The 22,883-nt window shown below is 65.1% G+C and carries 27 protein-coding genes and 1 pseudogene; 14 read left to right on the forward strand and 14 right to left on the reverse strand.

Features of this window, described 5'->3' with window-relative positions; all coding sequences use genetic code 11:
* Positions 1 to 621: a DsbA family protein gene (locus EYB42_RS11030; RefSeq protein ID WP_135450159.1), complete on the reverse strand. Its 621-nt coding sequence runs from the start codon at positions 619 to 621 to the stop codon at positions 1 to 3.
* Between the two features lie 16 nt (positions 622 to 637).
* The gene (locus EYB42_RS11035) at positions 638 to 1,159 is read right to left on the reverse strand and encodes a DUF721 domain-containing protein (RefSeq protein ID WP_371685714.1); all 522 of its coding nucleotides are present in this window, start codon (positions 1,157 to 1,159) and stop codon (positions 638 to 640) included.
* Between the two features lie 121 nt (positions 1,160 to 1,280).
* On the opposite strand from EYB42_RS11035, the gene mutY reads away from it, so the two are divergent.
* Both mutY and EYB42_RS11045 read left to right on the forward strand, forming a co-directional pair.
* Positions 1,281 to 2,321: an A/G-specific adenine glycosylase gene (mutY, locus tag EYB42_RS11040; RefSeq protein ID WP_135450196.1), complete on the forward strand. Its 1,041-nt coding sequence runs from the start codon at positions 1,281 to 1,283 to the stop codon at positions 2,319 to 2,321.
* Positions 2,322 to 2,456: 135 nt separating this feature from the next.
* On the forward strand, positions 2,457 to 3,572 hold the full coding sequence (locus EYB42_RS11045) for an alkane 1-monooxygenase (protein ID WP_135450161.1): 1,116 nt from the start codon (positions 2,457 to 2,459) through the stop codon (positions 3,570 to 3,572).
* 62 nt (positions 3,573 to 3,634) lie between these two features.
* On the opposite strand, the gene EYB42_RS11050 is transcribed toward EYB42_RS11045, so the two are convergent.
* Both EYB42_RS11050 and EYB42_RS11055 read right to left on the reverse strand, forming a co-directional pair.
* Positions 3,635 to 5,179: an acetolactate synthase large subunit gene (locus EYB42_RS11050; protein ID WP_135450162.1), complete on the reverse strand. Its 1,545-nt coding sequence runs from the start codon at positions 5,177 to 5,179 to the stop codon at positions 3,635 to 3,637.
* Positions 5,176 to 5,820, reverse strand: coding sequence for a DUF2062 domain-containing protein (locus EYB42_RS11055; protein WP_135450163.1), 645 nt, complete (start codon positions 5,818 to 5,820; stop codon positions 5,176 to 5,178). Before EYB42_RS11055 ends, EYB42_RS11050 begins: the two co-directional genes overlap by 4 nt.
* Before the next feature lie 232 nt (positions 5,821 to 6,052).
* Between EYB42_RS11055 and EYB42_RS11060 the strand changes: the two genes are divergently transcribed.
* From EYB42_RS11060 to EYB42_RS11070, 3 genes are read left to right on the forward strand one after another with little or no spacing between them, the layout of a single operon-like run.
* A complete protein-coding gene (locus EYB42_RS11060) occupies positions 6,053 to 7,072 on the forward strand; it encodes a glycosyltransferase family 2 protein (protein WP_135450164.1) in 1,020 nt (339 codons plus the stop codon).
* Position 7,073: 1 nt separating this feature from the next.
* Positions 7,074 to 7,802 carry a class I SAM-dependent methyltransferase gene (locus tag EYB42_RS11065; RefSeq protein ID WP_135450165.1) on the forward strand — a complete coding sequence of 243 codons (729 nt, stop codon included), beginning with the start codon at positions 7,074 to 7,076 and terminating at the stop codon, positions 7,800 to 7,802.
* Between the two features lie 7 nt (positions 7,803 to 7,809).
* Positions 7,810 to 8,199: a GtrA family protein gene (locus EYB42_RS11070; RefSeq protein ID WP_167850996.1), complete on the forward strand. Its 390-nt coding sequence runs from the start codon at positions 7,810 to 7,812 to the stop codon at positions 8,197 to 8,199.
* A 73-nt stretch (positions 8,200 to 8,272) separates the two neighbouring features.
* On the opposite strand, the gene EYB42_RS11075 is transcribed toward EYB42_RS11070, so the two are convergent.
* The 3 genes from EYB42_RS11075 to EYB42_RS11085 all read right to left on the reverse strand — a co-directional run bounded on the left by EYB42_RS11075 (position 8,273) and on the right by EYB42_RS11085 (position 10,700).
* A complete protein-coding gene (locus EYB42_RS11075; RefSeq protein ID WP_135450167.1) occupies positions 8,273 to 9,394 on the reverse strand; it encodes a site-specific DNA-methyltransferase in 1,122 nt (373 codons plus the stop codon).
* An 88-nt stretch (positions 9,395 to 9,482) separates the two neighbouring features.
* Positions 9,483 to 10,115 (reverse strand): ribonuclease HII, encoded by a 633-nt coding sequence (locus tag EYB42_RS11080; RefSeq protein WP_135450168.1) that lies wholly within the window; start codon positions 10,113 to 10,115, stop codon positions 9,483 to 9,485.
* A 114-nt stretch (positions 10,116 to 10,229) separates the two neighbouring features.
* The gene (locus EYB42_RS11085; protein WP_135450169.1) at positions 10,230 to 10,700 is read right to left on the reverse strand and encodes a hypothetical protein; all 471 of its coding nucleotides are present in this window, start codon (positions 10,698 to 10,700) and stop codon (positions 10,230 to 10,232) included.
* 246 nt (positions 10,701 to 10,946) lie between these two features.
* Between EYB42_RS11085 and EYB42_RS11090 the strand changes: the two genes are divergently transcribed.
* Positions 10,947 to 11,231 carry a hypothetical protein gene (locus EYB42_RS11090; protein ID WP_135450170.1) on the forward strand — a complete coding sequence of 95 codons (285 nt, stop codon included), beginning with the start codon at positions 10,947 to 10,949 and terminating at the stop codon, positions 11,229 to 11,231.
* A complete protein-coding gene (locus EYB42_RS11095; RefSeq protein ID WP_135450171.1) occupies positions 11,203 to 11,907 on the forward strand; it encodes a winged helix-turn-helix domain-containing protein in 705 nt (234 codons plus the stop codon). The genes EYB42_RS11090 and EYB42_RS11095 overlap by 29 nt, the downstream gene beginning before the upstream one ends.
* Before the next feature lie 11 nt (positions 11,908 to 11,918).
* Here the strand turns inward: EYB42_RS11095 and EYB42_RS11100 are convergent, their stop codons facing one another.
* The 4 genes from EYB42_RS11100 to EYB42_RS11115 form a co-directional block, all read right to left on the reverse strand.
* Complete coding sequence (locus EYB42_RS11100) at positions 11,919 to 12,095, reverse strand: Trm112 family protein (RefSeq protein WP_135450172.1); 177 nt, start codon at positions 12,093 to 12,095, stop codon at positions 11,919 to 11,921.
* Positions 12,092 to 12,748 carry an LON peptidase substrate-binding domain-containing protein gene (locus EYB42_RS11105; RefSeq protein WP_135450173.1) on the reverse strand — a complete coding sequence of 219 codons (657 nt, stop codon included), beginning with the start codon at positions 12,746 to 12,748 and terminating at the stop codon, positions 12,092 to 12,094. The genes EYB42_RS11100 and EYB42_RS11105 overlap by 4 nt, the downstream gene beginning before the upstream one ends.
* A gap of 27 nt (positions 12,749 to 12,775) precedes the next feature.
* A complete protein-coding gene (gene trxA, locus EYB42_RS11110; protein ID WP_135450174.1) occupies positions 12,776 to 13,678 on the reverse strand; it encodes a thioredoxin in 903 nt (300 codons plus the stop codon).
* Positions 13,679 to 13,744: 66 nt separating this feature from the next.
* A complete protein-coding gene (locus EYB42_RS11115; RefSeq protein ID WP_135450175.1) occupies positions 13,745 to 14,335 on the reverse strand; it encodes a DNA-3-methyladenine glycosylase I in 591 nt (196 codons plus the stop codon).
* A gap of 106 nt (positions 14,336 to 14,441) precedes the next feature.
* Between EYB42_RS11115 and EYB42_RS11120 the strand changes: the two genes are divergently transcribed.
* From EYB42_RS11120 to yddG, 5 genes are all read left to right on the forward strand, one after another.
* Entirely contained in the window at positions 14,442 to 15,305 is an 864-nt protein-coding gene (locus tag EYB42_RS11120; protein WP_135450176.1) for an EAL domain-containing protein, read from the forward strand.
* Between the two features lie 153 nt (positions 15,306 to 15,458).
* Entirely contained in the window at positions 15,459 to 16,634 is a 1,176-nt protein-coding gene (locus EYB42_RS11125; protein WP_135450177.1) for an acetyl-CoA C-acetyltransferase, read from the forward strand.
* A gap of 129 nt (positions 16,635 to 16,763) precedes the next feature.
* Entirely contained in the window at positions 16,764 to 17,489 is a 726-nt protein-coding gene (gene phbB, locus EYB42_RS11130) for a beta-ketoacyl-ACP reductase (protein WP_135450178.1), read from the forward strand.
* Between the two features lie 139 nt (positions 17,490 to 17,628).
* The gene (locus EYB42_RS11135; RefSeq protein ID WP_135450179.1) at positions 17,629 to 18,783 is read left to right on the forward strand and encodes a sugar-transfer associated ATP-grasp domain-containing protein; all 1,155 of its coding nucleotides are present in this window, start codon (positions 17,629 to 17,631) and stop codon (positions 18,781 to 18,783) included.
* Complete coding sequence (gene yddG, locus EYB42_RS11140; RefSeq protein ID WP_135450180.1) at positions 18,780 to 19,730, forward strand: aromatic amino acid exporter YddG; 951 nt, start codon at positions 18,780 to 18,782, stop codon at positions 19,728 to 19,730. Before EYB42_RS11135 ends, yddG begins: the two co-directional genes overlap by 4 nt.
* Here yddG and EYB42_RS11145 read toward each other — a convergent pair.
* The 3 genes from EYB42_RS11145 to EYB42_RS11155 all read right to left on the reverse strand — a co-directional run bounded on the left by EYB42_RS11145 (position 19,720) and on the right by EYB42_RS11155 (position 20,960).
* A complete protein-coding gene (locus tag EYB42_RS11145) occupies positions 19,720 to 19,884 on the reverse strand; it encodes a YdcH family protein (protein ID WP_135450181.1) in 165 nt (54 codons plus the stop codon). The genes yddG and EYB42_RS11145 overlap by 11 nt on opposite strands.
* A gap of 102 nt (positions 19,885 to 19,986) precedes the next feature.
* The gene (locus EYB42_RS11150; protein ID WP_135450182.1) at positions 19,987 to 20,745 is read right to left on the reverse strand and encodes a tRNA1(Val) (adenine(37)-N6)-methyltransferase; all 759 of its coding nucleotides are present in this window, start codon (positions 20,743 to 20,745) and stop codon (positions 19,987 to 19,989) included.
* Positions 20,745 to 20,960, reverse strand: a complete 216-nt coding sequence (locus tag EYB42_RS11155; RefSeq protein WP_135450183.1) for a putative signal transducing protein — start codon at positions 20,958 to 20,960, stop codon at positions 20,745 to 20,747. The genes EYB42_RS11150 and EYB42_RS11155 overlap by 1 nt, the downstream gene beginning before the upstream one ends.
* Positions 20,961 to 21,010: 50 nt before the next feature.
* On the opposite strand from EYB42_RS11155, the gene EYB42_RS11160 reads away from it, so the two are divergent.
* On the forward strand, positions 21,011 to 22,018 hold the full coding sequence (locus EYB42_RS11160) for a polyprenyl synthetase family protein (RefSeq protein WP_135450184.1): 1,008 nt from the start codon (positions 21,011 to 21,013) through the stop codon (positions 22,016 to 22,018).
* Positions 22,019 to 22,303: 285 nt separating this feature from the next.
* Positions 22,304 to 22,883 (forward strand): annotated as a pseudogene (locus EYB42_RS11165) (hypothetical protein); the annotation flags it as partial.

A 22,883-nucleotide genomic window follows, 5' to 3' on the forward strand; every position in this document is an offset into this window, starting at 1 on the left:
TCAGCCGGCCAGCTTGGCGTCGAGAATCGCCTTCAGGTCATCCCAGGACATGTTCGAATGCCGGTCGCCGTTGATGAAGATGGTCGGTGTGCCCTTCACCTCGTCGGCAGCCATGTTCTTTTCGAACTGGGCGATCAGGGCTTCGGCCTTGGCCTGGTCGTTCAGGCAGGCGTCCAGCGCCGCATTGTCCAGCCCGGCAGCCAGACCGATTTCGCGCAGCTTCTGCACGGCCTGAACCGGATCCTGCGTGCCAGCCCAGTCCTGCTGCTTGTCGAACAGCATGTCATGGATGCCGAAATAGCGCATTTCGCCGCCGCAGCGCGCGACCATCGCGGCCCATAGGCCGTAACGATCGAAGTAGACCTCGCGCAAGGTGAAGTGGACCTTCCCGGTGTCGATGTATTCCGCCTTCAGGTTCTTGAACACCTTGGCGTGGAAGTCCGCGCAATGCGGGCAGGTGTAGCTTGCGTATTCGACGATCTTCACCGGAGCGTCCGGCGAGCCAAGCGAGAAATCACCCGGGCTCTCGGCGGCTGGGATTTCCTCGGCCAGCGCCGGGGTCATCGCTGCCGAGGCAGCAGCGGCAAGGGCGATCATCGCGCGGCGGTTCAGTTTCAGCATAGGGTTGCGTCCTTTGTCATGCGCGGCGAGTTAAGATGTTTTGCGCCAGCTGTTCAAGCGCGCTCCGCAGACCGGGATCTGCAACCCCGGCAGTGGTTTCCTGCGCCCTGGTCCGCACGGCGGGGTCTGGCTTCGGCGATGCCCTGGGGGCGGGGGCGAACTCTGCCTGACCCTCGGCAAATCCGGTCGCGGCGGTCTGGGTCAGGTGGATATGGCTTATGGCGTTGTAGCCGTAGACCGCGTTGACGCGTTCCTTCAGCACCGGCAGCGCCATCTGCACCATCGGTGCCTCGGTCGCCTTGACCAGAAGCGTCAGCGTCGCACCCATGCCGCCCTTGCCATAGCTGATCTTCACCGGCCGGGTCTTTGCGGCCATTTCCGGACCTGCGACCTCGGCCCAGTGGGTCAGAAGCCGCGCCACGGCAAAGCCGCGTGATTCGCTGGCCGCGCGGATGGCATCCTTCACCAGCCCGAAGGCCGGTTCGAACCCGCGCATGCGGTGCTCGGCAGAAGGAGAGGAAAGCGGTTTCCGTGCCATTTGACAGTATTCTATATCAGCCCGCCGGGCCTGCCAGTGACATTGCATGTCAGGCCATAAAGATCGCGTGACGCATCGGCGGGGGCTGGCCCCGCGCTGCGTGTTGGCTATCTTCGGCGCGATGCAGGACGCCCGGACCCTCAGCCACCAGCTTCTGGCCTGGTATGACCGTCACGCCCGCGCAATGCCCTGGCGCGTCGCGCCCGGGGATCGCGCGGCAGGTGTGCGGCCCGATCCTTACCGCGTCTGGCTGTCCGAGGTCATGCTGCAACAGACCACCGTGGCGGCTGTTCGGGATTATTTCCACCGGTTCACCGCCCGCTGGCCCACGGTGGCCGACCTGGCCGCTGCCGAGGACGCGCAGGTCATGGGCGAATGGGCCGGTCTGGGCTATTACGCCCGGGCCCGGAACCTGCTCAAATGCGCCCGGGCGGTCGTGGCCGACCATGGCGGGCGGTTCCCCACAACGCGCCAGGGCCTTCTGAGCCTTCCCGGGATCGGCCCCTATACCGCCAGTGCCGTTGCCGCCATTGCCTTCGACGAGCCGGCAACAGTGGTCGATGGCAATGTGGAACGGGTGATGGCCCGGATGTTCCACGTCGAGACACCCCTGCCCGCAGCGAAGCCGGCGCTGGTTGCCCTTGCCGAAAGGCTGACCCCGGAAACACGCCCGGGTGACTATGCCCAGGCCGTGATGGACCTTGGCGCCACGGTCTGCACCCCGCGCAGCCCGGCCTGCGGGATCTGCCCCTGGTTCCATGCCTGCGCGGCCCGGGCCGCCGGCGTGCAGGCCGACCTGCCGCGCAAAAGCCGCAAGGCGGAAAAACCGCTGCGCCGCGGCAGGCTCTGGCTGGGTCACCGCGCGGATGCGCTGCTGCTCGAGCGGCGGCCAGAACGTGGGCTTCTGGGCGGCATGCTGGGTTTTCCGGGCGATGGATGGGACGGGGCGGGCGGCGCTGCACCTGCGGCGGCTGACTGGAAGGAGATCGGCGAGGTGCGCCATACCTTCACCCATTTTCATCTGGTCCTGTCGGTCCATGTCGCCCTGGTTCAGGGCCCCGTGACCCGGGGCGAATGGGTTCCGCTGGCGGCCTTCCGCCCCGCCGATCTGCCCACGGTCATGCGAAAGGCCTGGGATCTGGCGCGCAGCACGCTTGGCTGAGCCCTTGCATCGCCGTTTGGAGTTACGTCCTGCATGCAGTGCCCCCTGGCACGCCGTGCAAGGGCCCTAGAAGCCCTGCGCCCCTGTCGCCACCTGGCCGGTTGAGACCCGCCGCCATTCCGGTAAAGTCGTGGCATGAGTCCGCTGCCCAATGCGTTTCCCTTCTGGTTGTCGCTCTGCCTGCCGCCCCTTGCCGTGCTGGGCATGGTCCAGGGCGGCTGGACCGTGGCGCTTCTGCCGCTGGCGACCTGGTGGCTGTTTTCGCTTCTGGACGCGCTGAGCGGGCTGAACACCGAAAATCCCGACCCGCAGACCGACGAATCCCTTCTGACCTGGCACCGCGCGGTGACGCTGATCTGGTTCCCGGTGCAGTTCGCCCTGCTGATCGCAATGCTGTGGTATGTTCCGCGCGCCGATCACCTTTCCGCTGTGGAACGGATCGTCCTGTTCTTCGGCATGGGCGTCATCTCGGGCACGATAGGGATCAACTATGCGCACGAGCTGATGCACCAGAAATCACGCATCGAGCGCTGGCTGGCCGACCTTCTGCTCGCCACCGTGCTTTATTCGCATTTCCGGTCGGAACACCTGCGCGTCCACCACATCCATGTCGGAACCCCGCGCGATCCGGTGACGGCGCGATACAATGAAGGTTTCCACCGCTTCTTCCCGCGCGTCCTGCGCCAGTGTCCGCAGTCGGCCTGGCAGGCAGAGGCCGCGATGCTGGCGCGGAAGGGCCTGCCATGGTGGCATCGCAGCAATCCGTTCTGGCGCTATGCCACCTTGCAGGCGACGATGCTTGCACTGGCGGTGGTGCTGGGCGGCTGGGTGGGGCTGGGGCTGTTCCTGGTGCAGGCCTTCACCGCGATATGGCAGCTGGAGCTGGTCAACTACATCGAGCATTACGGGCTCACCCGGCGGCACCTCGGCGGGGGCAGGTATGAGCATGTCCTGCCACGCCATTCCTGGAACGCCGAGCACCGGGCCTCCAACTGGCTTCTCATCAATCTGCAGCGCCACTCCGACCATCACTACAAGCCCGACCGGCGCTTTCCTCTCTTGCAGACCTACAGCGAGAACGAGGCGCCGAAGTTGCCGTACGGCTATCCGCTGATGACCATGGCGGCCATGATCCCGCCATTGTGGCGTCGGCTGATGAACCCGCGCGTCAGGGCCTGGCGGCGCCTGCATTATCCCGACATCACCGACTGGCATGCCTACAACAAGGGGCTGAACCCGGTCGCCGGATAGGGCCGCTGCTGGCCGCAATTCGCGCGACTGTCGGGGGTTCGAGTGGTACGGCAAGCCCCGTCTCAGCAGGCCACCTCGATCAGACGCGGCCCGGATTCTGCCATTGCTGCGGCGAAGGCCGCGTTGAACCCGGCCATGTCGGTCACGCGAACGCCATCCACGCCGTGCCCCCGTGCCAGGGCCACCCAGTCAAGTTCCGGCCCCTCGACATCGAACATCCGGCGGATGTTGCGGCCGACCTCGCGCACGCCCACGGCTGCAAGTTCGTCGCGCAGGATCTGGTAGCCCCGGTTGGCGAAGATCACCACAGTCACGTCCAGCCGCTCGCGCGCCATAGTCCAGAGCGATTGCAGCGTGTACATGCCCGAGCCGTCGCCCTCCAGCACCACGACCTTGCGGTCCGGGCAGGCAACCGCCGCCCCCACCGCATTCGGCAGGCCGAAGCCGATCGAGCCGCCGGTGATCGTCAGGGCATCATGCCCCCGCGCCCGTTTCAGACCCGGGGCAAGGAAATAGGATGCGGAAATTCCCTCGTCGACCACGATGGCATTGTCCGGCATCAGGTTGGCGATCGCTTCGCCAACCTTGGTCACGGTCAGGTCGCCCTCGGGCAGGGCGGGCAGGTCGAGGGGCATGAAATCGTCCGGTCCGAGGTCCGCCTCGCCGATCTCGTCGGCCAGCGCCCGCAGTGTCCAGCCGATATCCATCCCGCGGGTGCAAAGTTCGATAAGCCGCGTGTCGGGGTCGTCGGGGGTGGAGGGCAGGCCGGGATAGGCGAAGAACCCGGCTGGCCGGTCGGTGCCGCACAGAACCAGCGCCGAGGCGCCCTGCAAAAGCTTCAGGTTTTCTTCGATCCGGTAGGCCATGCGTTCGATCTTCACCGCCCCGGCGCCGCGGCGGAACCGGCTGACGAAGAAGGGCTGCATCAGCCGTGCCCCCGCCGCCTTGGTCAGGCGCCTGGCCAAAAGCCCGAGGTCGGACCACAGCACCGGCCCATCGACCAGCAGGACCGCGCCGGGCTGACGCAGCGCGCGGGCGGCGGCGGCCACCTCTGCCACCGAGGGGCGGCGCAGCGCCGGGGGCGGTGGGGCCACCTGATACACCTCGGCCGGATCCGAGGCCATGTTGGCCGGCAGGATCAGCGTGGCGATTTGCCCGTTCCGCGCCCGCGCCGCCTGGATCGCATCGGCGGCATCTGTCGCCACGCGGCCCGCTTCCGAACAGACCCGCGTCCAGTGCGATACCGCCTGGCTGATTCCGACCGTATCGCCCTTCAGCGGCGCCTCGAACCGCAGGTGATAGTCGGCATGATCGCCCATGATGCTCAGCACGCCGCTTTGGGCCTTGCGCGCGTTGTGCAGGTTGGCGAAGGCATTGCCGAACCCGGGCGCCAGGTGCAGCAGGGTGGCCGCCACTTCGCCGCTCATCCGGAAATAGCCGTCTGCCGCGCCCGAAACCCCACCCTCGAACAGGCAAAGGATGCAGCGCATGTCCGGATGACGGTCAAGCGCGGCAACGAAATGCATCTCGGAGGTTCCGGGATTGGCGAAGCAGACCCGCACGCCGCTGGCCAGTAGGGTCCGCACAAGGGTTTCGGCGCCGTTCATTCTTCTGTTCCCTCTCCTGCAGCTGCCTCTGCCTGCTTGCATGCCCGTGCCTCACGCCGCGCCGCCCGCAGCTTCCGATACCCCTTCAGGGCCGGCAGGCTGATCCAGTATCCCGCCGTTGCCGCCGCCAGGCCCGGTCCAAGCCCGCCCACCAGATAGGGCAGGAAGACATAGTGGAAGAACCGCTCCAGCCGGCTCCAGTTCGTGATATCGGCGCTGAACATGGCGCGGACGTTGCGGAAGATCTCGTCACCGGCCTGGCCGAAGGCCGTCATGATCTGGGTGATCGGCACCGCCTCGGCCCGGGTGCCGAGGATCAGATGACCAAGATCCAGCGACAGGATGGCGATGAAGGGAAAAGTCAGCGGATTGCCCGCCGCTGTTCCGATCAGCGCGGCGATGACATTGCCCCGGATCAGCAGGGCAAGGGCTGCGGCCAGAAAGAAATGCAGGCCGAACAGCGGCGTGAACGAGGCAAGGATGCCGCAGGCCAGGCCGCGGGCGATGCGGTGCGGTGCGTCGGGGATGCGCGATGCACGGTGGCGCAGGTAGGTTAAGGCGCGCCTCCATCCGCCCGGTGGCAGGAACAGGTTCGTTATCCTGCGGGCAAGATTGGGCGGGCTGCGCCGTCGAAAGACCATGACATCTCCCTTGGGAACCTGTTCGAGATAGGTAACTTTTGCAGACGCATCAACCTGTTGATATGATGCAGACGTGCCTTTGCCAGTAGGGGGCCGTGCCCGGTTTGCGGAAGGGTAGGGGCGGGCGGCCCGGAACTATCGGCTTTCGATCACCCAATATCCCCGACAACGCCATACTTTTGCCGTTCGGGAAACGTGAAATGCCGGGATTACAGCGGAAAGTTGCGTCGTGATGAAGAAGAAGCCGGGTGCCGAAGTCGTTCAGCTTGAGGTCGACCATCGCGCCGCTGCAGGGATCCGTGCCGTGCCGCGCGTTACCCTTGTCGTGCCGGTCTACAACGAGGAAGCCAGCATCCCCGTGTTCGTGGAGCGGGTGACCGAGATGATGGCAATGATCGGAGCTTCTGTCAGCTTCGACATCCTGTTTGTGAATGACGGCAGCCGCGACCGGACAGAACGGACGATCCTGGCCGAGGCGGCCGGGCGGGACGACATCTCGTTGATCAATCTGTCGCGCAATTTCGGGAAGGAGGCCGCTCTGACCGCAGGGCTGCATCACGCGACGGGTGATGCGGTCATTCCACTGGATGTGGACCTTCAGGATCCGCCAGAGGTCATTGCGGAAATGATTCGCCGCTGGCAGGGGGGCGCCAGGGTGGTGAACGCCCGTCGTTCCCGTCGCGATGCAGACAGCTGGCTCAAGAAGGCGACGGCGAATGGCTTCTACCGGCTTTTCAACGCGCTGGCCGAACAGCCGATCCCGCGCGATGTGGGGGATTTCCGCCTGATGGACCGCGAGGTGGTGCAGGCGATCCGCCAGCTGGGTGAACGGTCGCGCTGCAACAAGGCGCTGTTTTCCTGGGTGGGCTTCGAGACAGAAGAGATCACCTATGAACGCCCGCCCCGAGCCGCCGGGCAAAGCCGGTGGAGCTACTGGAAGCTGACCAAGCTAGCGCTGGATGCGATCTTTTCCTCTTCCACCGTTCCGCTGCGAATATGGACCTATGTCGGCATGATGATGGCCGTCCTGTCCCTGCTCTATTCGGCCTTCCTGTTCTTCCGCACGCTGATCTTCGGGATCGACGTTCCGGGCTATGCTTCGACCGTGATCCTGATTTTGGTCTTCGGGGGGTTGAACATGTTCGCGCTGGGCATCATCGGCGAATACGTCGGGCGCATCTACACCGAGGTCCGGCAACGCCCGCTGTATGTGGTGCGGTCTCAGTTCCTGTCGGCGAAGGCGGCAGATTGACATGGAACGCACCGTCTACGACCGGATGAACGAGCTTGAGGCCGCTCATTGGTGGTTTGTCGCCCGGCGCGAGATCATCGCCGCGCTTGTGGCGCGACACCTTGGTCGGCGGGCGGATGCGTCGATCCTCGAGGCTGGCTGCGGGAGTGGTGGCAATCTGGCGATGCTGGGCCGGTTCGGTCAGGTGGATGCCTTCGAATTCGATGCGGGCGCGCGTGCGCATGCGCGCGCGAAGTCGAATCTGGACGTGCAGTTCGGCGCGCTGCCGTCCGACCTGCCATTCGCCGATCGCCGCTATGACCTGATCGCACTGTTCGACGTCCTGGAACACATCGAGGCCGATATTGCTTCGCTGGCTGCGCTGGCCGCGCACCTGTCAGACCGGGGTGCGATCCTGGTAACGGTTCCGGCCTTTCCCTTCCTCTGGTCGCGGCATGACGAGCGGCACCACCATTTCCGCCGCTATACCCGCGCCAGCCTGGCTGCAGCGGCACGAGAGGCGGGGCTGAAGGTCAGCTACAGCAGCTATTTCAACTTCTTCCTGTTCCCGGCGGCCGTGGCCGCACGGACCTTCAAGCGCATGACCGGCAGCGAAACGCCGGATGACAGCATGCCGCCGGGATGGCTGAATGCCGTCTTGGCGCGCGTCTTCGGTGCAGAGCGCCATCTCGTCGGGCGGGTGCGCCTGCCGGTCGGGCTGTCGCTGGCGGCGGTGCTGGAAAAGGCCTGACAGGGCGATGCTCGCGCAACTTGTCCGGTTCGGCGGGGTCGGGGCACTGGCCACCCTCGCGCATGTGATGGTCGCGCTGGTCGTGCAGGCCGCGCTGTCGGTAACGCCACAACAAGCGAACTTGGCCGGCTTTGCCGCTGCCATTGTCCTGTCTTATGCGGGTCACGCTCGCGTGACCTTTGGCGCACCCGTGAAATCGGGATCGCAGCTTGTCCGCTTCCTTGTTTTGTCGCTACTCGGGCTGGGTGCAAGCAGCCTGACGGTTCATGTCACGACCGACCTGCTTGGCTGGGGTTTCCTTCCCGCCCTGGCGGCAGTTGCGGTGGTTGTTCCGACCCTCAGCTACCTTGCCATGCGCTTCTGGGTCTTTGCCAGAAGCGACCAGGCCGCCCGGTGAAAAAACCCCGCCGTGATATCACGGCGGGGCAGGTGTCCCCCAGGCGGACCGGGGGACAGGCGTGTTCCGGGTGTCAGTGTGTGCGGCTGCCTTCGGCCTCCATCTCGGCGCGGATCTGCTGGCGCAGGATGTCGATGGGCACCAGCTTGCCGTCGCGCTTGAAGTGCCAGTAGGTCCAGCCGTTGCAGGAGGGCGCGCCTTCCAGAGCGGCCCCGACCTGGTGGATCGATCCTTTCACGTCATTGCCGATGAGCGTCCCGTCTGCACGGACCTTGGCCTTGAAGCGATTGCCGATCGAATATAGCTCCTCCCCCGGTCGCAACATCCCGCGTTCGACGACCTGGCCGAAAGGCACGCGTGGTTCGGCGCGTTTCGAGCCGGTGACCTCCAGCGCGCTGGCGTCGAAACGTCGGATGCGGGCGATGCGGTCGGCCGCGGCCTTGCGGTAGGTGGCTTCGCGTTCGATGCCGATGAAGTCGCGGCCCAGCATCTTGGCCACAGCCCCGGTGGTGCCGGTGCCGAAGAACGGGTCCAGAACCACGTCGCCGGGATTGGTCGTGGCAACCAGCACCCGATGCAGAAGCGCCTCGGGCTTCTGGGTCGGATGGGCCTTTTCGCCGTTTTCGTCCTTTAGCCGTTCGTGACCGGTGCAAAGCGGAATCACCCAGTCCGACCGCATCTGCACGCCGTCGTTCAAGGCCTTCAGCGCCTCGTAGTTGAAGGTGTATTTCGCCTGCTCGTCCCGGCTGGCCCAGATCAGCGTCTCGTGCGCGTTGGTCAGCCGCTTGCCCTTGAAATTCGGCATCGGGTTCGACTTGCGCCAGATGACATCGTTCAAGAGCCAGAAGCCCTGGTTCTGCAACTCTGCCCCCAGGCGGAACACGTTGTGATAGCTGCCGATCACCCAGATCGCGCCATTCGGCTTCAGCAGACGCTTAGCGGCGGCCAGCCAGTCGCGGGTGAAGGCGTCATAGGCCGCAAAGCTGGAGAACTGGTCCCAGTGATCATCCACCGCATCGACGCGGGAATTGTCAGGGCGGTGCAGCTCGCCCTTGAGCTGAAGGTTGTAGGGCGGGTCTGCAAAGATCAGATCAACGCTGCCTGCGGGAAGGGAGTTCATCACCTCCACGCAGTCACCGGCAAGGATCTGGTTCAACGGCAGGCAAGCCTCTGCCGCGGTGTTCCTGGTCGTCATGTCTCTGCCTCTGCCCCGGCATCTTGGTGTGCCGATGTTGGGGAAAATGATGGGCCAGAGGCGAATCGCCGTCAAATTCTTTTTTGAATCAGTGGGTTACAGAATTCTCTTGATACAAGATATTGTGCACGGGCCGAAAGGAACGCCTATGCCAAGGGGTTACACCAAGATTTAGAAGCGCCTCGAGATGCGCCTTGGTCGGGTAGCCTGCGTTCACTTCCCAGCCATAGCCGGGGTGCTGTTGCGCCAAATCCACCATGATCCGGTCGCGCGTCACCTTGGCCACGATCGAGGCGGCGGCGATGGACAGGCACCTTGCATCGCCCTTCACGATGGCGGTCGCGGCGCAGGCAAGGCCGCGCGGCACCAGATTGCCGTCGACAAGGGCATGGTCGGGCGCCAGGGCTGCGACGGTGCGCTCCATGGCCAGATGGCTTGCGCGCAGGATGTTCAGGCTGTCGATTTCTTCTACTGTCGCATGGGCGATGCTAACCTCGGCCGTGGCCATGATTCGGTCGAACAGCGCCTCGCGCCGCGCGGCAGTCAGTGTCTTGGAATCGGCCAACCCTTCCGGGATGCGCTCGGGATCGAGCCTTACTGCCGCCGCCGTGACCGGCCCCGCCAGCGGGCCACGGCCGACTTCATCCACCCCTACGACCCGATGCGCGCCGCGGGCATGGGCTGCCGTCTCGTGGCTGAAATCGGGGATGATGCGGGACATGCGCTTTGGACTATCCGGTATCGCGGCGCGGAAAAAGGGGGTGGAAGGCTGCTCGCCCCTTCCACCCCCGGATCGGGCGGGGTTCAAGGGCACCCCCGCCCGGCTCCGCGCCCTTTAGCGGCCGGAGACGCGGAACCCCGCATCCCGCAGGCATTGCGCGGAATAGACCCTGTCGGCCCGGCCGAAGACGCGGGCGGTGTTGGCGCAGTTGCGAGGCAGGCGGTGGTCAAAGCCTTCGCGCCTGAGACAGTTCTCGGAATACAGGCTGACCGACTGCCGCGCCCCGTCGATCGAGATCTCGCAGACCGCAGGCACGCGGCGGTTCTTCACCGGCGCGGGCTTCGGGGCGGGTCGGTGCTTGTCGTTCAATTCGTTCACGATGACACCCACGACCAGCGCACCGATCAGTGCCTTGGCAAGATCGTCGTTGCGGTCGGCCTTGGCCGGAACAGCGGCGCCCAGAATCAGGGCCAGGGCCACCGCACCGGCAGTCAGCATGGCGGCAAGGCGGCGCGGTGGGGTGCCGGTCTCGGCAATCCCTTGCGACGCGATGTGGCGGGATCTGCTTGTGAACTCGACGGACATGCGGGCCTCCTGTTGCGACGGCTCTGGTTGGTCGGCCCGCACGCTGCTGCGCGGACCCGATGACCCGACACTCGCCACCCCGCCTGAAAGTAAGCAATAACGCCCGCCGGTTAGGCGATATCAGCACCCCATGCGGGCGATGCTATCCCATATCATCTTCCGTATTTTCACTCTGATATTGTATATCAGCGCACCCATGCGCATTGTCTGGCCAATCGAGCAGCCGCCCAGTCAGGAGCCGGAAAAATGACAAGACTGATGATCACTGCCGCCCTCGCACTGGTGCTGGCCGGCCCCGCGGCGGCGGAATGCTACGCTGACTACAAGGCCAAGCGTGACGAACCGCTGAAGCTGCATTACGGTGTGGCGCAGGTTTCCGACGGCAACTGCTCGCCTGCGGCGGCGGAAGGCGAACTTGCGCCGAGACTTGCTGCAGACGGCTGGACGCTGCTCAACGTTCTGTCCACATTCGGGCCCGAAGGGCTTGAAGAAAGGAAAGCGAGTGCCGGAGCCTATTTCCTCCGTTACTGACAGTCTCAAGGCCGGCAACCGTGTGGTTGCCTTCGGAATCGGTGCCATCGTCCTGATCCTGCTGGCTGCGGCGCTGTTCCTGTTCCTGAATCTGCCGGATGCGAATGCCTTCAACGCCAAGGTCGAACGCATCTTCGTCGAGAATGACGATCTGACCACTGCAGCCGAGATCAAGCTGCTGGAGATCCTGGCACAGTCGGGCACGTCCTTTTCCGAGGTGCTTAGCAGCTACAGGATGGTGATCTTCGTGCTGCTGGTCTTTTCCACCGCCATGCTGATCGCCGCGCTGGTTTTTCTGGTGATGATCATCGCGCTGAACCGGCGCATTTCGGCGATCCAGCGGTCGGGGATCCAGGTGGCAAGCCTGATGATCAGCCGCGAGGCGCGGGCCGTCTACATCAACGACATGGAATTCCAGCTGACCGAGGCGGCGCTGGAAACGCTAGCCGTCCTGGCCGAGGCGCGGATGGACGACGAGGTGCTGACAGGCGCCCAGATCGAGGCGGTGATCTCTGGCCGCAACGAGGCCGACTGTGACGAAGCCGCCGGCGCGACACGGGTGAAACGCCTGCGAGATGCGCTGGGCAACCAGCTTGTGTCAGAGCTTCTGGTCAAGACCATCGCCAGACGCGGCTATATGCTTGCGGTGGGCAAGGACACCATCAAGATGATCTGAGCCGCGGGCGGCTATTCGATCTCGCGTGCCTCGCTGACCAGCATCACGGGAATGCCGTCGCGGATCGGAAAGGCCAGGTGCGCGGCCTTCGACACAAGTTCCTGCCTTTCGGCATCATAGGTCAGCATCGCATGGGTCACCGGGCAGACCAGCGCCTCCAGCATCCGGCGGTCGGCAGGTTCGGTCATTGCAGGATTTCCTCGTCGGCCCCGCCGCGCAGGGCAAATTCGATCAGTGTGACCAGCGTCTCGCGCCGGGTGTCGAGTGTCGGTGCCTCAAGCAGGGCCTGCTTGTCCTCGGGGCTGAAGGGGCAGAGCATCGACAGCGAATTGATCAGCAGCTCGGGCTCGGCCTCCTTCAGGCTGTCCCAGTCGGTGGACAGGTTCAGCTTGACGAAATAGCGGCCAAGCAGCGCCATGAACTCGCCGCGACGAAAGCCGGGGTCATCCTCTGGCGGCCCAAGATCGCGGGTAAAGGGGGACCAGTCCACCAGACAGCGGCGATAGGGTGTGAAGCCCTGCACCTCTTCCTGCACACGAAAGCGCGAGATGCCGGACAGGGTGATCATGTAGCGCCCGTCCTCGGTTTCCGAAAACCCGGTCAGGCGTCCGGCGCAGCCGATGGCCTGCAAGCGCTTTTCGCCCTGCCGCCGTTCCGATGCCGGGGTCTCGCGCGGCTGGATCATGCCGATCAGCCGGTGCCGCGTCTTCATGCAATCCTCGATCATTGCCAGATAGCGAGGCTCGAAGATGTGCAGCGGCAGCCGTGCCCGGGGCAACATCAGTGCCCCGGGCAGCGGGAAGACCGGGATGACATCGGGAAGGTCGGCGGCGCTTATCATGCGCAAGGATCTAGCCCGGCGCCGGGGTCAGGCAAATATCATCGACGACAGGCGGCGGCGGCCGGACAGCACGATCGGATCCTGCGGTTTCAGCGCGTCGAAGATGGTCAGCAGCTGGGCCTTGGCCGCCCCGTCGTTCCAGTTGCGGTCGCGGCGAAAAAGCTCCAGCAGTTCGTCCACCGCCTCTTGCGTCTTGCCGGCGGCCAGCAGCGCTGCAGCCAGATCGTAGCGCGCCTGATGGTCGTTAGGGTTGGCTTCGACAGCGGCGCGCAGCTCGGTCACGGGGCCGGCCTTGGCGGCCTGCTTCGCCAGTTCCAGTTGCGCGCGCGCGGCGTCGAATTCCTTGGACTTGGCCACCGTCGCGGGCGCGGCCGCAAGGAAGGACTCGGCCTGGTCAAGGTTGCCAAGCGCGATGTGCGCACGGACAAGTCCCGCGTAGGCGGCAGCGTTTTCCGGCTCTTCGCCAAGGATCGCGGCGAAGGTCTCGGCTGCATCGACGGCGGCGCCTTCTGCCAGCATGTCCTCGGCTGCCTTGAGCGCATCGGCAAGGCCCCCGTCCCCGGCCAGCGCCGAAACGCGGTCGATGAAGGCCTTCAGCTCCGAGGCGGGCACCGCACCCTGGAAGCCGTCGACCGGCTGACCCTGCCAGAAGGCATAGACCGTCGGGATCGACTGGATACGCAGTTGCGCGGCTATGCGCTGGTTCTGGTCCACATCGATCTTGACCATCCGCACCTTGCCCTTCGCGGCGGTGACGGCCGCTTCGAGCATCGGGCCCAGCGTGCGGCACGGTCCGCACCAGGTGGCCCAGAAATCGACGATCACCGGTACCTCGCGGCTGGCCTCGATCACATCGGCCATGAAGGTGGCTTCGGTTCCGTCCTTGATCAGATTGGTATCGGCTTGCGGTTTCTCGCCCAGGCCCAGCATGGTTGCCCCCTTGCGGAATGTCTGTCGTCTATATGATCCTTCATGGCGCAAACGCCAAGGGCCCGCTTAGATGGCCCGCGGGGTCTTTCGGCTGATGCGCGCGGGACAGTCGGCAAGGTGATCGTTCACCATGCCCGCGGCCTGCATGAAGGCATAGGTGATGGTAGGGCCGACAAAGGCGAAGCCTTCGGCCTTCAACGCGCGTGACATTGCTGCCGATTGCGGCGTGCTGGCCGGAATGTCGGACATGCGGGCAGGACAGGCGTCCAGCGTCACGCCGCCGGTGAAGGACCAGAGGAAGGGCGAAAACCCTTCCCGCGCCTCGATCCGCAGGAACGCACGGGCGCCGCGTAACGTGCCCGCGATCTTGCCGCGGTGGCGGACGATCCCGCGATCTGCAAGCAGGCGGGCGATCTCGGCTTCGCCCCATGTCGCAAGGGTTTCGGGCCGGAAGCCGGCGAAGGCGGCGCGGAAACTGTCGCGCTTGCGCAGGATCGTGATCCAGGACAGGCCTGCTTGAAAGCCTTCCAGGATCAGAAGTTCGAAAAGCCGCTGCGGGTCGCGTTCGGGTCGGCCCCATTCGCTGTCATGGTAGGCGACATAAAGCGGATCGGCTCCGCACCAGGGACAACGTTTCGGATCTTCGGGATTTTCCATCGCAGACCTGCGCGCGAATGCCGGAACAAAATATGAAAATTGAGGAATTCTTTACCTTTGCCGGATCACCCTGTCGACAGGGATTCGGGTTGGTCCGGGTGATCTGATGAGCTTCTTGCAGGAACCCAAGCTGTCGAAATACGACCGGGATCCGGCGCTGGCCAGTCCGCTGGCGGCGGCGGTAACGACCGAGGACCGGGAAACGATCGCCCAGGTGGCCGCTGCCTTGAAGGATCGTCGCATGCGGCTGGCCTTCCAGCCAGTGGTCTATGCGGCTGATCCGTCGATCATAGGGTTCTTCGAAGGCTTCATCCGGCTGCTGAACCTGCGCGATCAGGTGATCCCGGCGCGCGACTTCATGGGTGCCGTAGAACAGACCGAACTGGGCCGCGAAATCGACTGTGCCGCCCTGCGGATGGGGTTGATGGCGCTGCAACGCAATCCACAGATCCGGGTGTCGATCAACCTGTCGGCGCGTTCCGTGGGTTATCAGCCGTGGATCGGAATCCTGCGCAAGGCGCTGCGCGACCATCCGCGCCTGGGGCAGAACCTGATCCTGGAAATCAACGAGGCATCCGCGCTTCAGGTGCCCGACGTGCTGGCGCCCTTCATGGCGGACATGCGCGGCCATGGCATCGTCTTCGCGCTGGACGATTTCGCCGCCGGCATGACGTCGCTGCGTCTGCTGCGCGACCTGCGCTTCGAGATTGCAAAGATCGATGGCGATCTGGTGAAGCATGTAGATACCTCGGGTGAGGCGCAGGTCGTCGTGCGCGCGGCCATCGCCCTGGCACAGGAGGTGGGGATGTATGTCACCGCCGAGGCCGTCGAGACCGAGGGCGAAGCGAACTGGCTTCTGGCCGAGGGGGTGGGATGCCTTCAGGGCTATCTGTTCGGTCCACCCACCGTGACGCCCGACTTCCGGGCCTTTCGGCACGGACGGCCATCGTTATCGGGCGCGGCCGGATGACGGCGCCGGGGGCGCGGCAGGTCCGCGCAGGGGTTGCCGTGGTTGCGCCAACATTCTTGCGCTTGTGATCTTGTGCCCTTAGGTCAGGGCTTGAGCGGTGCATCCCGGATGTGCCGCATCTCGGATCGCACGGGCGCAAGGGAGAGCATCCAGATGACCAATGTCGTAATCGTGGCCGCGGGCCGCACCGCTGTGGGCAGCTTCAACGGCTCCTTCGCCAATACGCCGGCGCATGATCTGGGCGCCGCCGTGATCGAGGCGGTTGTGGCGCGCGCCGGCATCGACAAGGCCGAGGTTGAGGAGACGATCCTGGGCCAGGTGCTGACCGCTGGTCAGGGGCAGAACCCTGCGCGGCAGGCGCATATCAAGGCGGGCCTGCCGAAGGAATCCTCGGCCTGGTCGCTGAATCAGGTCTGCGGATCGGGCCTGCGCGCGGTGGCGCTGGGCGCGCAGCATGTCCAGCTGGGCGACGCAAAGATCGTGGTCGCGGGCGGGCAGGAAAGCATGAGCCTTTCACCCCACGTCGCGCATCTGCGCGCCGGGCAGAAGATGGGCGATCTGAACTTCATCGATTCCATGATCAAGGACGGGCTCTGGGATGCCTTCAACGGCTATCATATGGGTCAGACGGCCGAGAACGTCGCCAGCCAGTGGCAGATCAGCCGCGACATGCAGGACGAATTCGCCCTGGCCAGCCAGAACAAGGCCGAGGCGGCACAGAAGGCCGGCAAATTCAGGGACGAAATCATCCCGTTCACGGTGAAGACCCGCAAGGGCGACATCGTGGTGGACCAGGACGAATACATCCGCCACGGCGCCACGCTGGAGGCGATGCAGAAGCTGAAGCCCGCCTTCGTCAGGGACGGCACGGTCACTGCAGGTAATGCCAGCGGCATCAACGACGGTGCGGCGGCGGTGCTGCTGATGTCCGAGGAAGAGGCCACCAGGCGCGGGCTGAAGCCGCTGGCCCGCATCGCGTCCTATGCGACGGCCGGGCTTGACCCCTCGATCATGGGTGTCGGTCCTATCCATGCCAGCCGCAAGGCCCTGGCCAAGGCGGGCTGGAAGGTTGGCGACCTTGAGTTGGTCGAGGCGAACGAGGCTTTCGCCGCCCAGGCCTGCGCGGTCAACAAGGACATGGGCTGGGATCCGGCGATCGTGAACGTGAATGGCGGCGCGATCGCCATTGGCCACCCGATCGGCGCCTCGGGCGCGCGCATCCTGAACACGCTTCTGTTCGAGATGGCGCGCCGCGATGCGAAGAAAGGGCTGGCAACGCTGTGCATCGGCGGTGGCATGGGGGTTGCCATGTGCCTGGAACGCGCCTGATCTGTTGCGGCGGTGCAGCAACTGGCTGCAAGTGCGAAGCGGGCGCGCAATAATGTTGCGCGCCCGTTTTCGTTTCGGTAACGGGATTTCAATGGCATACAAAGGCATACTTGGAGGAGGAGAATCACGATGGCACGGGTTGCACTGGTCACTGGCGGGTCGCGGGGCATCGGGGCGGCGATCTCGGTCGCGCTGAAGGCGGCGGGCTACAAGGTCGCGGCGAACTATGCCGGCAACGACGAGGCGGCGGCCACCTTCACGAAGGAGACCGGCATCCCGACCTACAAGTGGTCGGTCGCGGACTACGATGCCTGTGTCGCTGGTATCGCCAGGGTCGAAGCCGACCTGGGCCCCGTCGAGGTGCTGGTGAACAACGCCGGCATCACCCGGGACGCGATGTTCCACAAGATGACCCCGCAGCAGTGGAAAGAGGTAATCGACACCAACCTCACCGGCCTGTTCAACATGACCCATCCCGTCTGGTCCGGCATGCGCGACCGCAAGTTCGGTCGCGTGATCAACATCAGCTCGATCAACGGCCAGAAGGGCCAGGCCGGGCAGGCCAACTACTCGGCGGCAAAGGCGGGTGACCTCGGGTTCACCAAGGCCCTGGCACAAGAGGGCGCGCGCGCCGGAATCACGGTGAACGCGATCTGCCCGGGCTACATCGCGACCGAAATGGTCAAGGCCATCGATGAAAAGGTGCTGAACGAACGCATCATCCCGCAGATCCCTGTCGGCCGTCTTGGCGAACCAGAGGAAATTGCGCGCTGCGTGGTGTTCCTGGCAAGCGACGATGCTGGTTTCATAACCGGATCCACGATCAGCGCGAACGGCGGGCAGTTCTTCGTGTGATCTTCGCTACCGTCTGTCGCATCTCTGGCGACAGTAAACGTGCAATGATTTGATTGTATCGCGCGGGTCGTGACGGCTGTCGATTGCAGGCGACGGTGCACAGGGATAGGGTGCCACTGCCCGCAGAGCACGATGACAGATGCAGCAGATCCTCACGCACAAGCCGCAAGGCAGGTGGTTCGATTTTCGGGCCGCCACCCTGGGTGCAGCGCAGTTGCGCGGGGTTTCGACATTTCGGATCGGGCTTGACGTTCTTCTTCTTGGGCGGGGGCGGGGCAAGCTGACGTCGCAGGAGTATTTCCTGGAAGGCGCATGGCAACCCGGACTGAACTGGGCGCAGCGTCGCGCATTTCTGGGGCTGCGGGCGGGAAAGGCGCTGAACCTGTCGCTGCAGCCCCCCTTTACGCCAGAGCTGCGCCAGAAGACCCAGAACAAGTTTGCCGCCGCAAGCGGGTTTCAGGCAGCCGGGCTGGCAATGCCGCGGCGTCTGGGCATCGTGGCAGCCGAAGATCCGGGCAGTGGCGCAGAATGGCTCTCCAGCCGCGAGGCGCTGACAGACTTCCTGCAACGGCCGGGGATCTTGCCGTGCTTCGGTAAGCCGGTGTTCGGCAGCACCGGACGCGGCGCCGTGAGCCTGATCGGGCTGGAGCCGGACGGCCGGATCAGGCTGGGCAATGGCCAGACCGTGCCGCTTGCCGCGCTGGTGCAGGAAATATGGGAGACCCATGCCCGCGGCTTCCTGTTCGAAGAGCTGCAGCATCCGCACCCCGATCTGGCCCGCATGATCGGCCCGGTGATCGGCACGCTGCGGGTGGTCACGGTTCACGACGGGTCCGCGCCCGAAGTGCTTTACACGGTGCAGAAGATGCCGGGGAAGGCTGCAATGGTGGACAGCTCGGCAGGGCCGTTGGGGGGCTATGCCGCGATCGACACATATTCGGGGCGCGTCCTGCGTCTGCAGGACCGGCGCCGTCTGGGTGGCACGCCGATGGAGGCGAACCATGTGACCGGCGCGCCGATGGTCGGCGAGACCCTGCCCGAGTTCGATGCGGCGCTCGCCGCCGCGCGCGCGGCGCACGCCACCCTTCCCGAACTGGGTGTTCTGGGGATCGACATGTTCCTGACCGACAAGGGGCCAGTCATGACCGAAGTGAACTCCAGCCCATTCCACTCGGTCTATCAGGCGGCCTTTGCCCGGGGCCTGCTGAACCCGGACCTTCTGCCAAAGCTGCAGCGCGTTCGCGAACGGTTTCGCGCCATCACGCCCCGGCCAAAGGATGGGCCTCTGCCATGAGCCGCGCCCGCGCAACCTGGATCGGCTTCACCGCGGTCCTGATGTGGGCTTTGCTGGCCCTGTTCACGATCGGCAGTGCCCCGGTGCCGCCGTTGCAGCTGAACGCGGTCTGTTTCGGTATCGGCGGGCTGATCGGGCTGGTCTGGACGGCGCGCCAGGGGTTGGGCGTGCTGCGCGAGGTCGGCTGGAAGGTCTATGCCTTCGGCACCGCCGGTCTTTTCGGCTATCACTTCCTGTATTTCACCGCCTTCCGACTATCGCCTTCGGCCGAGACCGGATTGATTGCCTATCTCTGGCCGCTCTTCATCGTGCTGCTTTCCGGTCTCCTGCCCGGTGAACGCCTTCGGACGCCACATGTGTTCGGTGCGCTGATTGCCTTTGCGGGGGCTGCAATCATCGTGCTGGGCCGTGGGGGTGATGCCGAGGGATCGGCAGCCGGGCTGGCGCTAGCCTTCCTGTGCGCATTGACGTGGTCCGGCTATTCGGTGCTGTCGCGGCGGCTGGGTTCGGTTCCAACGGAAAGCGTGACAGTCTTCTGCCTGGCGACGGCGGCGCTGTCGCTGGCAGCGCACCTTGCCCTGGAGGATACGCTTTGGCCTGCGACCGGCCTTGGCTGGGGCGCCCTACTTGCACTGGGCGTGGGCCCGGTAGGGGTGGCCTTCTTCACCTGGGACATCGGGATGAAGAAAGGCGACATCCAGATGCTGGGCGTTGCATCCTATGCGGCACCCCTGCTGTCCACGATCGCGCTGGTCATGGCAGGCATTTCACGACCGACCTGGACAATTGCCATCGCGGCCGTTCTTATTGCCGGTGGGGCGGCGCTGGCCGCAAGGGCCGGCGCCATTGACAAGGCGCGCTCATCCCTTCCCCCGGACGCATTGCGCCCGGATCAGTGCGGAGTGTCGGCAGTAGATGGGCGAGTGGCCGCGCACCCTAGTGACTGAGACGTGCGATCTCTTCCTTCAGCCGCAGCTTCTGCTTCTTGAGTTCGGCGATCTTCAGGGCATCCGATCCAGGATTGCGCTGTTCCTGTTCGACCATCTCGGAAAGGGCCTCGTGCTTCCTGCGCAGTTCCACCAGATGCGATGCGATCGTCATGGTCGTCCTCCTGTGAAAAGCTACCCACAATAGACAGTCGATCACGAAAGCCGAGTCGTGTCACCCACTGTTACGGTGATGTGACAGATTGTCAGCATTCCGTCAGCGGAAGCGCGCCAGAAGGTCGGCGCCTTCCCGCAGGACTGCGTTCGCCTCTGGCGTATAGTTTTCCCGGTCGCCGTCGTGGGCCGGGCCCTGGTGGATCACGAAGGGCGCAAGCAGCCTGAAGGCCGCGCGTCCGCCCTTGCGCGCCTGCACGACGACCCGCAGCGCTGCCCGCCCCTCGCGTGCCGCCAGCGGGAGGACGCTGGCCGAACCCAGCTTCGGTGCCATGGCAGACAGCACCTCGGGCAAGCCGTCGGCCCCGCAGATCAGTGTCAGCCAGCCGCCGGGCCGCAGCCTGCGGGCGGCGGCGGCCACCCAATGCGCCAGGGGTGTTTCCACCCGCATCGCCCGTGCCCGCCCCGGCACAGGCGACGGGCTGCCGCCGGGCGGGTAGTAGGGTGGATTGGCGATGACATGGTCGAAGTCGCGGCGCAGCGCGCCGGGCATGCGGGCCAGGTCACCCTCATGCACCTCCAGAGCAATCCCGTTGCGCTGGGCGTTCTGACGGGCAAGATCGGCGTAGTCCGGTTGAAGCTCCAGGCCGGCCAGGTGCAGGCCCGGCACCCTCAAGCCAAGGCACAGCGCCGCTGCCCCGGCACCGCAGCCCAGGTCGAGAACGCTTTGCCCTGAGGTGGCCGGGCAGGCGGCAGCCAGAAGAACCGGGTCCGTCGCTGCGCGATAGCCCTTCACCGGTTGCAGCAGGCGCAGACGGCCGCAGAGGAACTTGTCGTCCGAAAGCTCTGCAGCGGCGAACATCAGGGGCTGGGCTCCAGCCCGTTGTCGCGCAGCACCGCGCTGGCCCGGAAATGGTCGCGATCCGCCACCATCAGCCGCTGCGGCAAGATGCCGATGTTGCCGTCAAGGACGCTCATGTGGACGTCCAGCGGAAAGCTGGCTATACCCTCGCCCGTCAGAAGGTGCGTGGCGAAGGCGATCAGCGTCGGGTCGTTCGTGCGCAGAAGTTCCTTCATGATTTGGAGTTAACCCCGCGACTGCGACGGGGCAAGGGCATGGGCGGGGCATGGACGGATCGGGCGAGGCAAAGGCGAAGGCACCGCAGGACCGGCTGGCGGAGTGGTTGGCCGAGGACATGGCCGCGGTGAACGCGCTGATCCGCGAACGGATGGCCAGCGAACACGCGCCCCGAATACCCCAGGTGACCGCCCACCTTATCGAGGCCGGGGGCAAGCGGCTGCGTCCGATGCTGACGCTGGCCGCGGCGCGGATGCTGGGCTACCAGGGTACGGACCACCGGAAGCTGGCGGCGACGGTCGAGTTCATCCATACCGCCACGCTGCTGCACGACGACGTGGTTGACGAAAGCAAGCGGCGAAGGGGGCGCCCCACGGCGAACCTTTTGTGGGACAACAAGTCTTCCGTCCTGGTCGGGGACTACCTCTTTTCCCGCAGCTTTCAGCTGATGGTGGAAACCGGCAACCTGCGCGTCCTGGACATCCTGGCCAATGCCAGCGCCACCATCGCCGAGGGCGAGGTGCTGCAGCTGACCGCCGCCCAGGATCTGCGGACGGATGAGGCCATCTATCTTCAGGTGATCCGGGGCAAGACTGCGGCGCTGTTCTCGGCCGCGACCGAGGTGGGCGGTGTTATCGCGGGGGCACCCGAGGCCGAGGTGCGGGCGCTGTTCTATTATGGCGATGCGCTGGGCATCGCCTTCCAGATGGTCGATGACATCCTGGATTACGGCGGACAGGATGCGGTGATCGGCAAGAATACCGGCGACGATTTCCGCGAACGCAAGCTGACGCTGCCGGTGATCAAGGCTGTGGCGAAGGCCACGGCCGAGGAGCGGGCCTTCTGGCACCGGGTGATCGAGCAGGGTGACCAGCGCGAGGGCGACCTGGAGATGGCGATGACGATTCTGTCTCGCCATGGCGCGATTGCGGCAGCAAGAGAGGACGCCATTGCATGGGCCGGGCGAGCGCGCGCGGCCCTGGACAACCTTCCCGCGCATCAGTTGCGCGCGCTGCTATCAGACCTTGCAGATTTCGTGATTGAACGAGTTTTGTAAACGAATTCAACATTACTTGATCGCCAAATGACCGAAGTGGCATCATGTTTTGGCCAGATTTTCTGTGCAAAACCCACAAGAGGGTCGTTTACAGGAACCCGCTACGGTCGGACCCTTCTCGCATCGGGAATCGTTGACGGAGCAGTTGCTCCGCAACGCCTTGTGAACCCAGGTGGGAGATGAGTGTCAGGGGCTGATGCCACCCGTGCGGTAATGCCAGGGGCTGGCGTGCTGTCCGAGGGAAGGTTTGTCCGGCACAAGGCCGCGGGGAAGGAGAGAATTGGGATGAGCTTTCTTGACTGGCTTTTGCGCCGCAAACCGGGGCGCCGTCACGCAGACGCGGACTCTCGGGGAACCGAGGGTGGGCAGGTCCGGCCATCGCAGGATCCGGTCCAGACGGTGCCCGTGGCGCACGGTCCGGCAGCAAGCCGTTTCCCGAAGCTGGCAGACGGTGCGCCCGAGGTTCTGACAAGGACCGCGACCAGCGTGACCCCGCCAAGGGAAGACCCGACCCCCGCGGTGAACATCTGGGACATCGAGGCCGATCCCCCGTCCGAGGCGCCGCCCGCGCCCGAAACCGGCCAGCCGCCAACCCCGGCTACGCCTCCGCGCCGTCGCACATCGCGCAACAGAACCCGGGTTCTGGGCTTCGAGCCGCAGCCGCTGGCTGTGGTGCCATTGTTCGACGAAGGCCGGATGCAGGATCTGGGCGAACCCGTCGCCAAGTCGAATATGGTCATGTTTCCGACGGGCTGGCTGGTTGTGAAGTCTGGTCCTGGTCGTGGTGCGGCGTTTGCGCTTTCGCAGGGGGTTTCGCAGATTGGTCGTGGCACTGACCAGACGGTTGCGCTGGATTTCGGGGACA

The organism is Tabrizicola caldifontis (assembly GCF_004762095.1).
GTDB classification, from domain to species: Bacteria; Pseudomonadota; Alphaproteobacteria; order Rhodobacterales; family Rhodobacteraceae; genus Tabrizicola; species Tabrizicola caldifontis.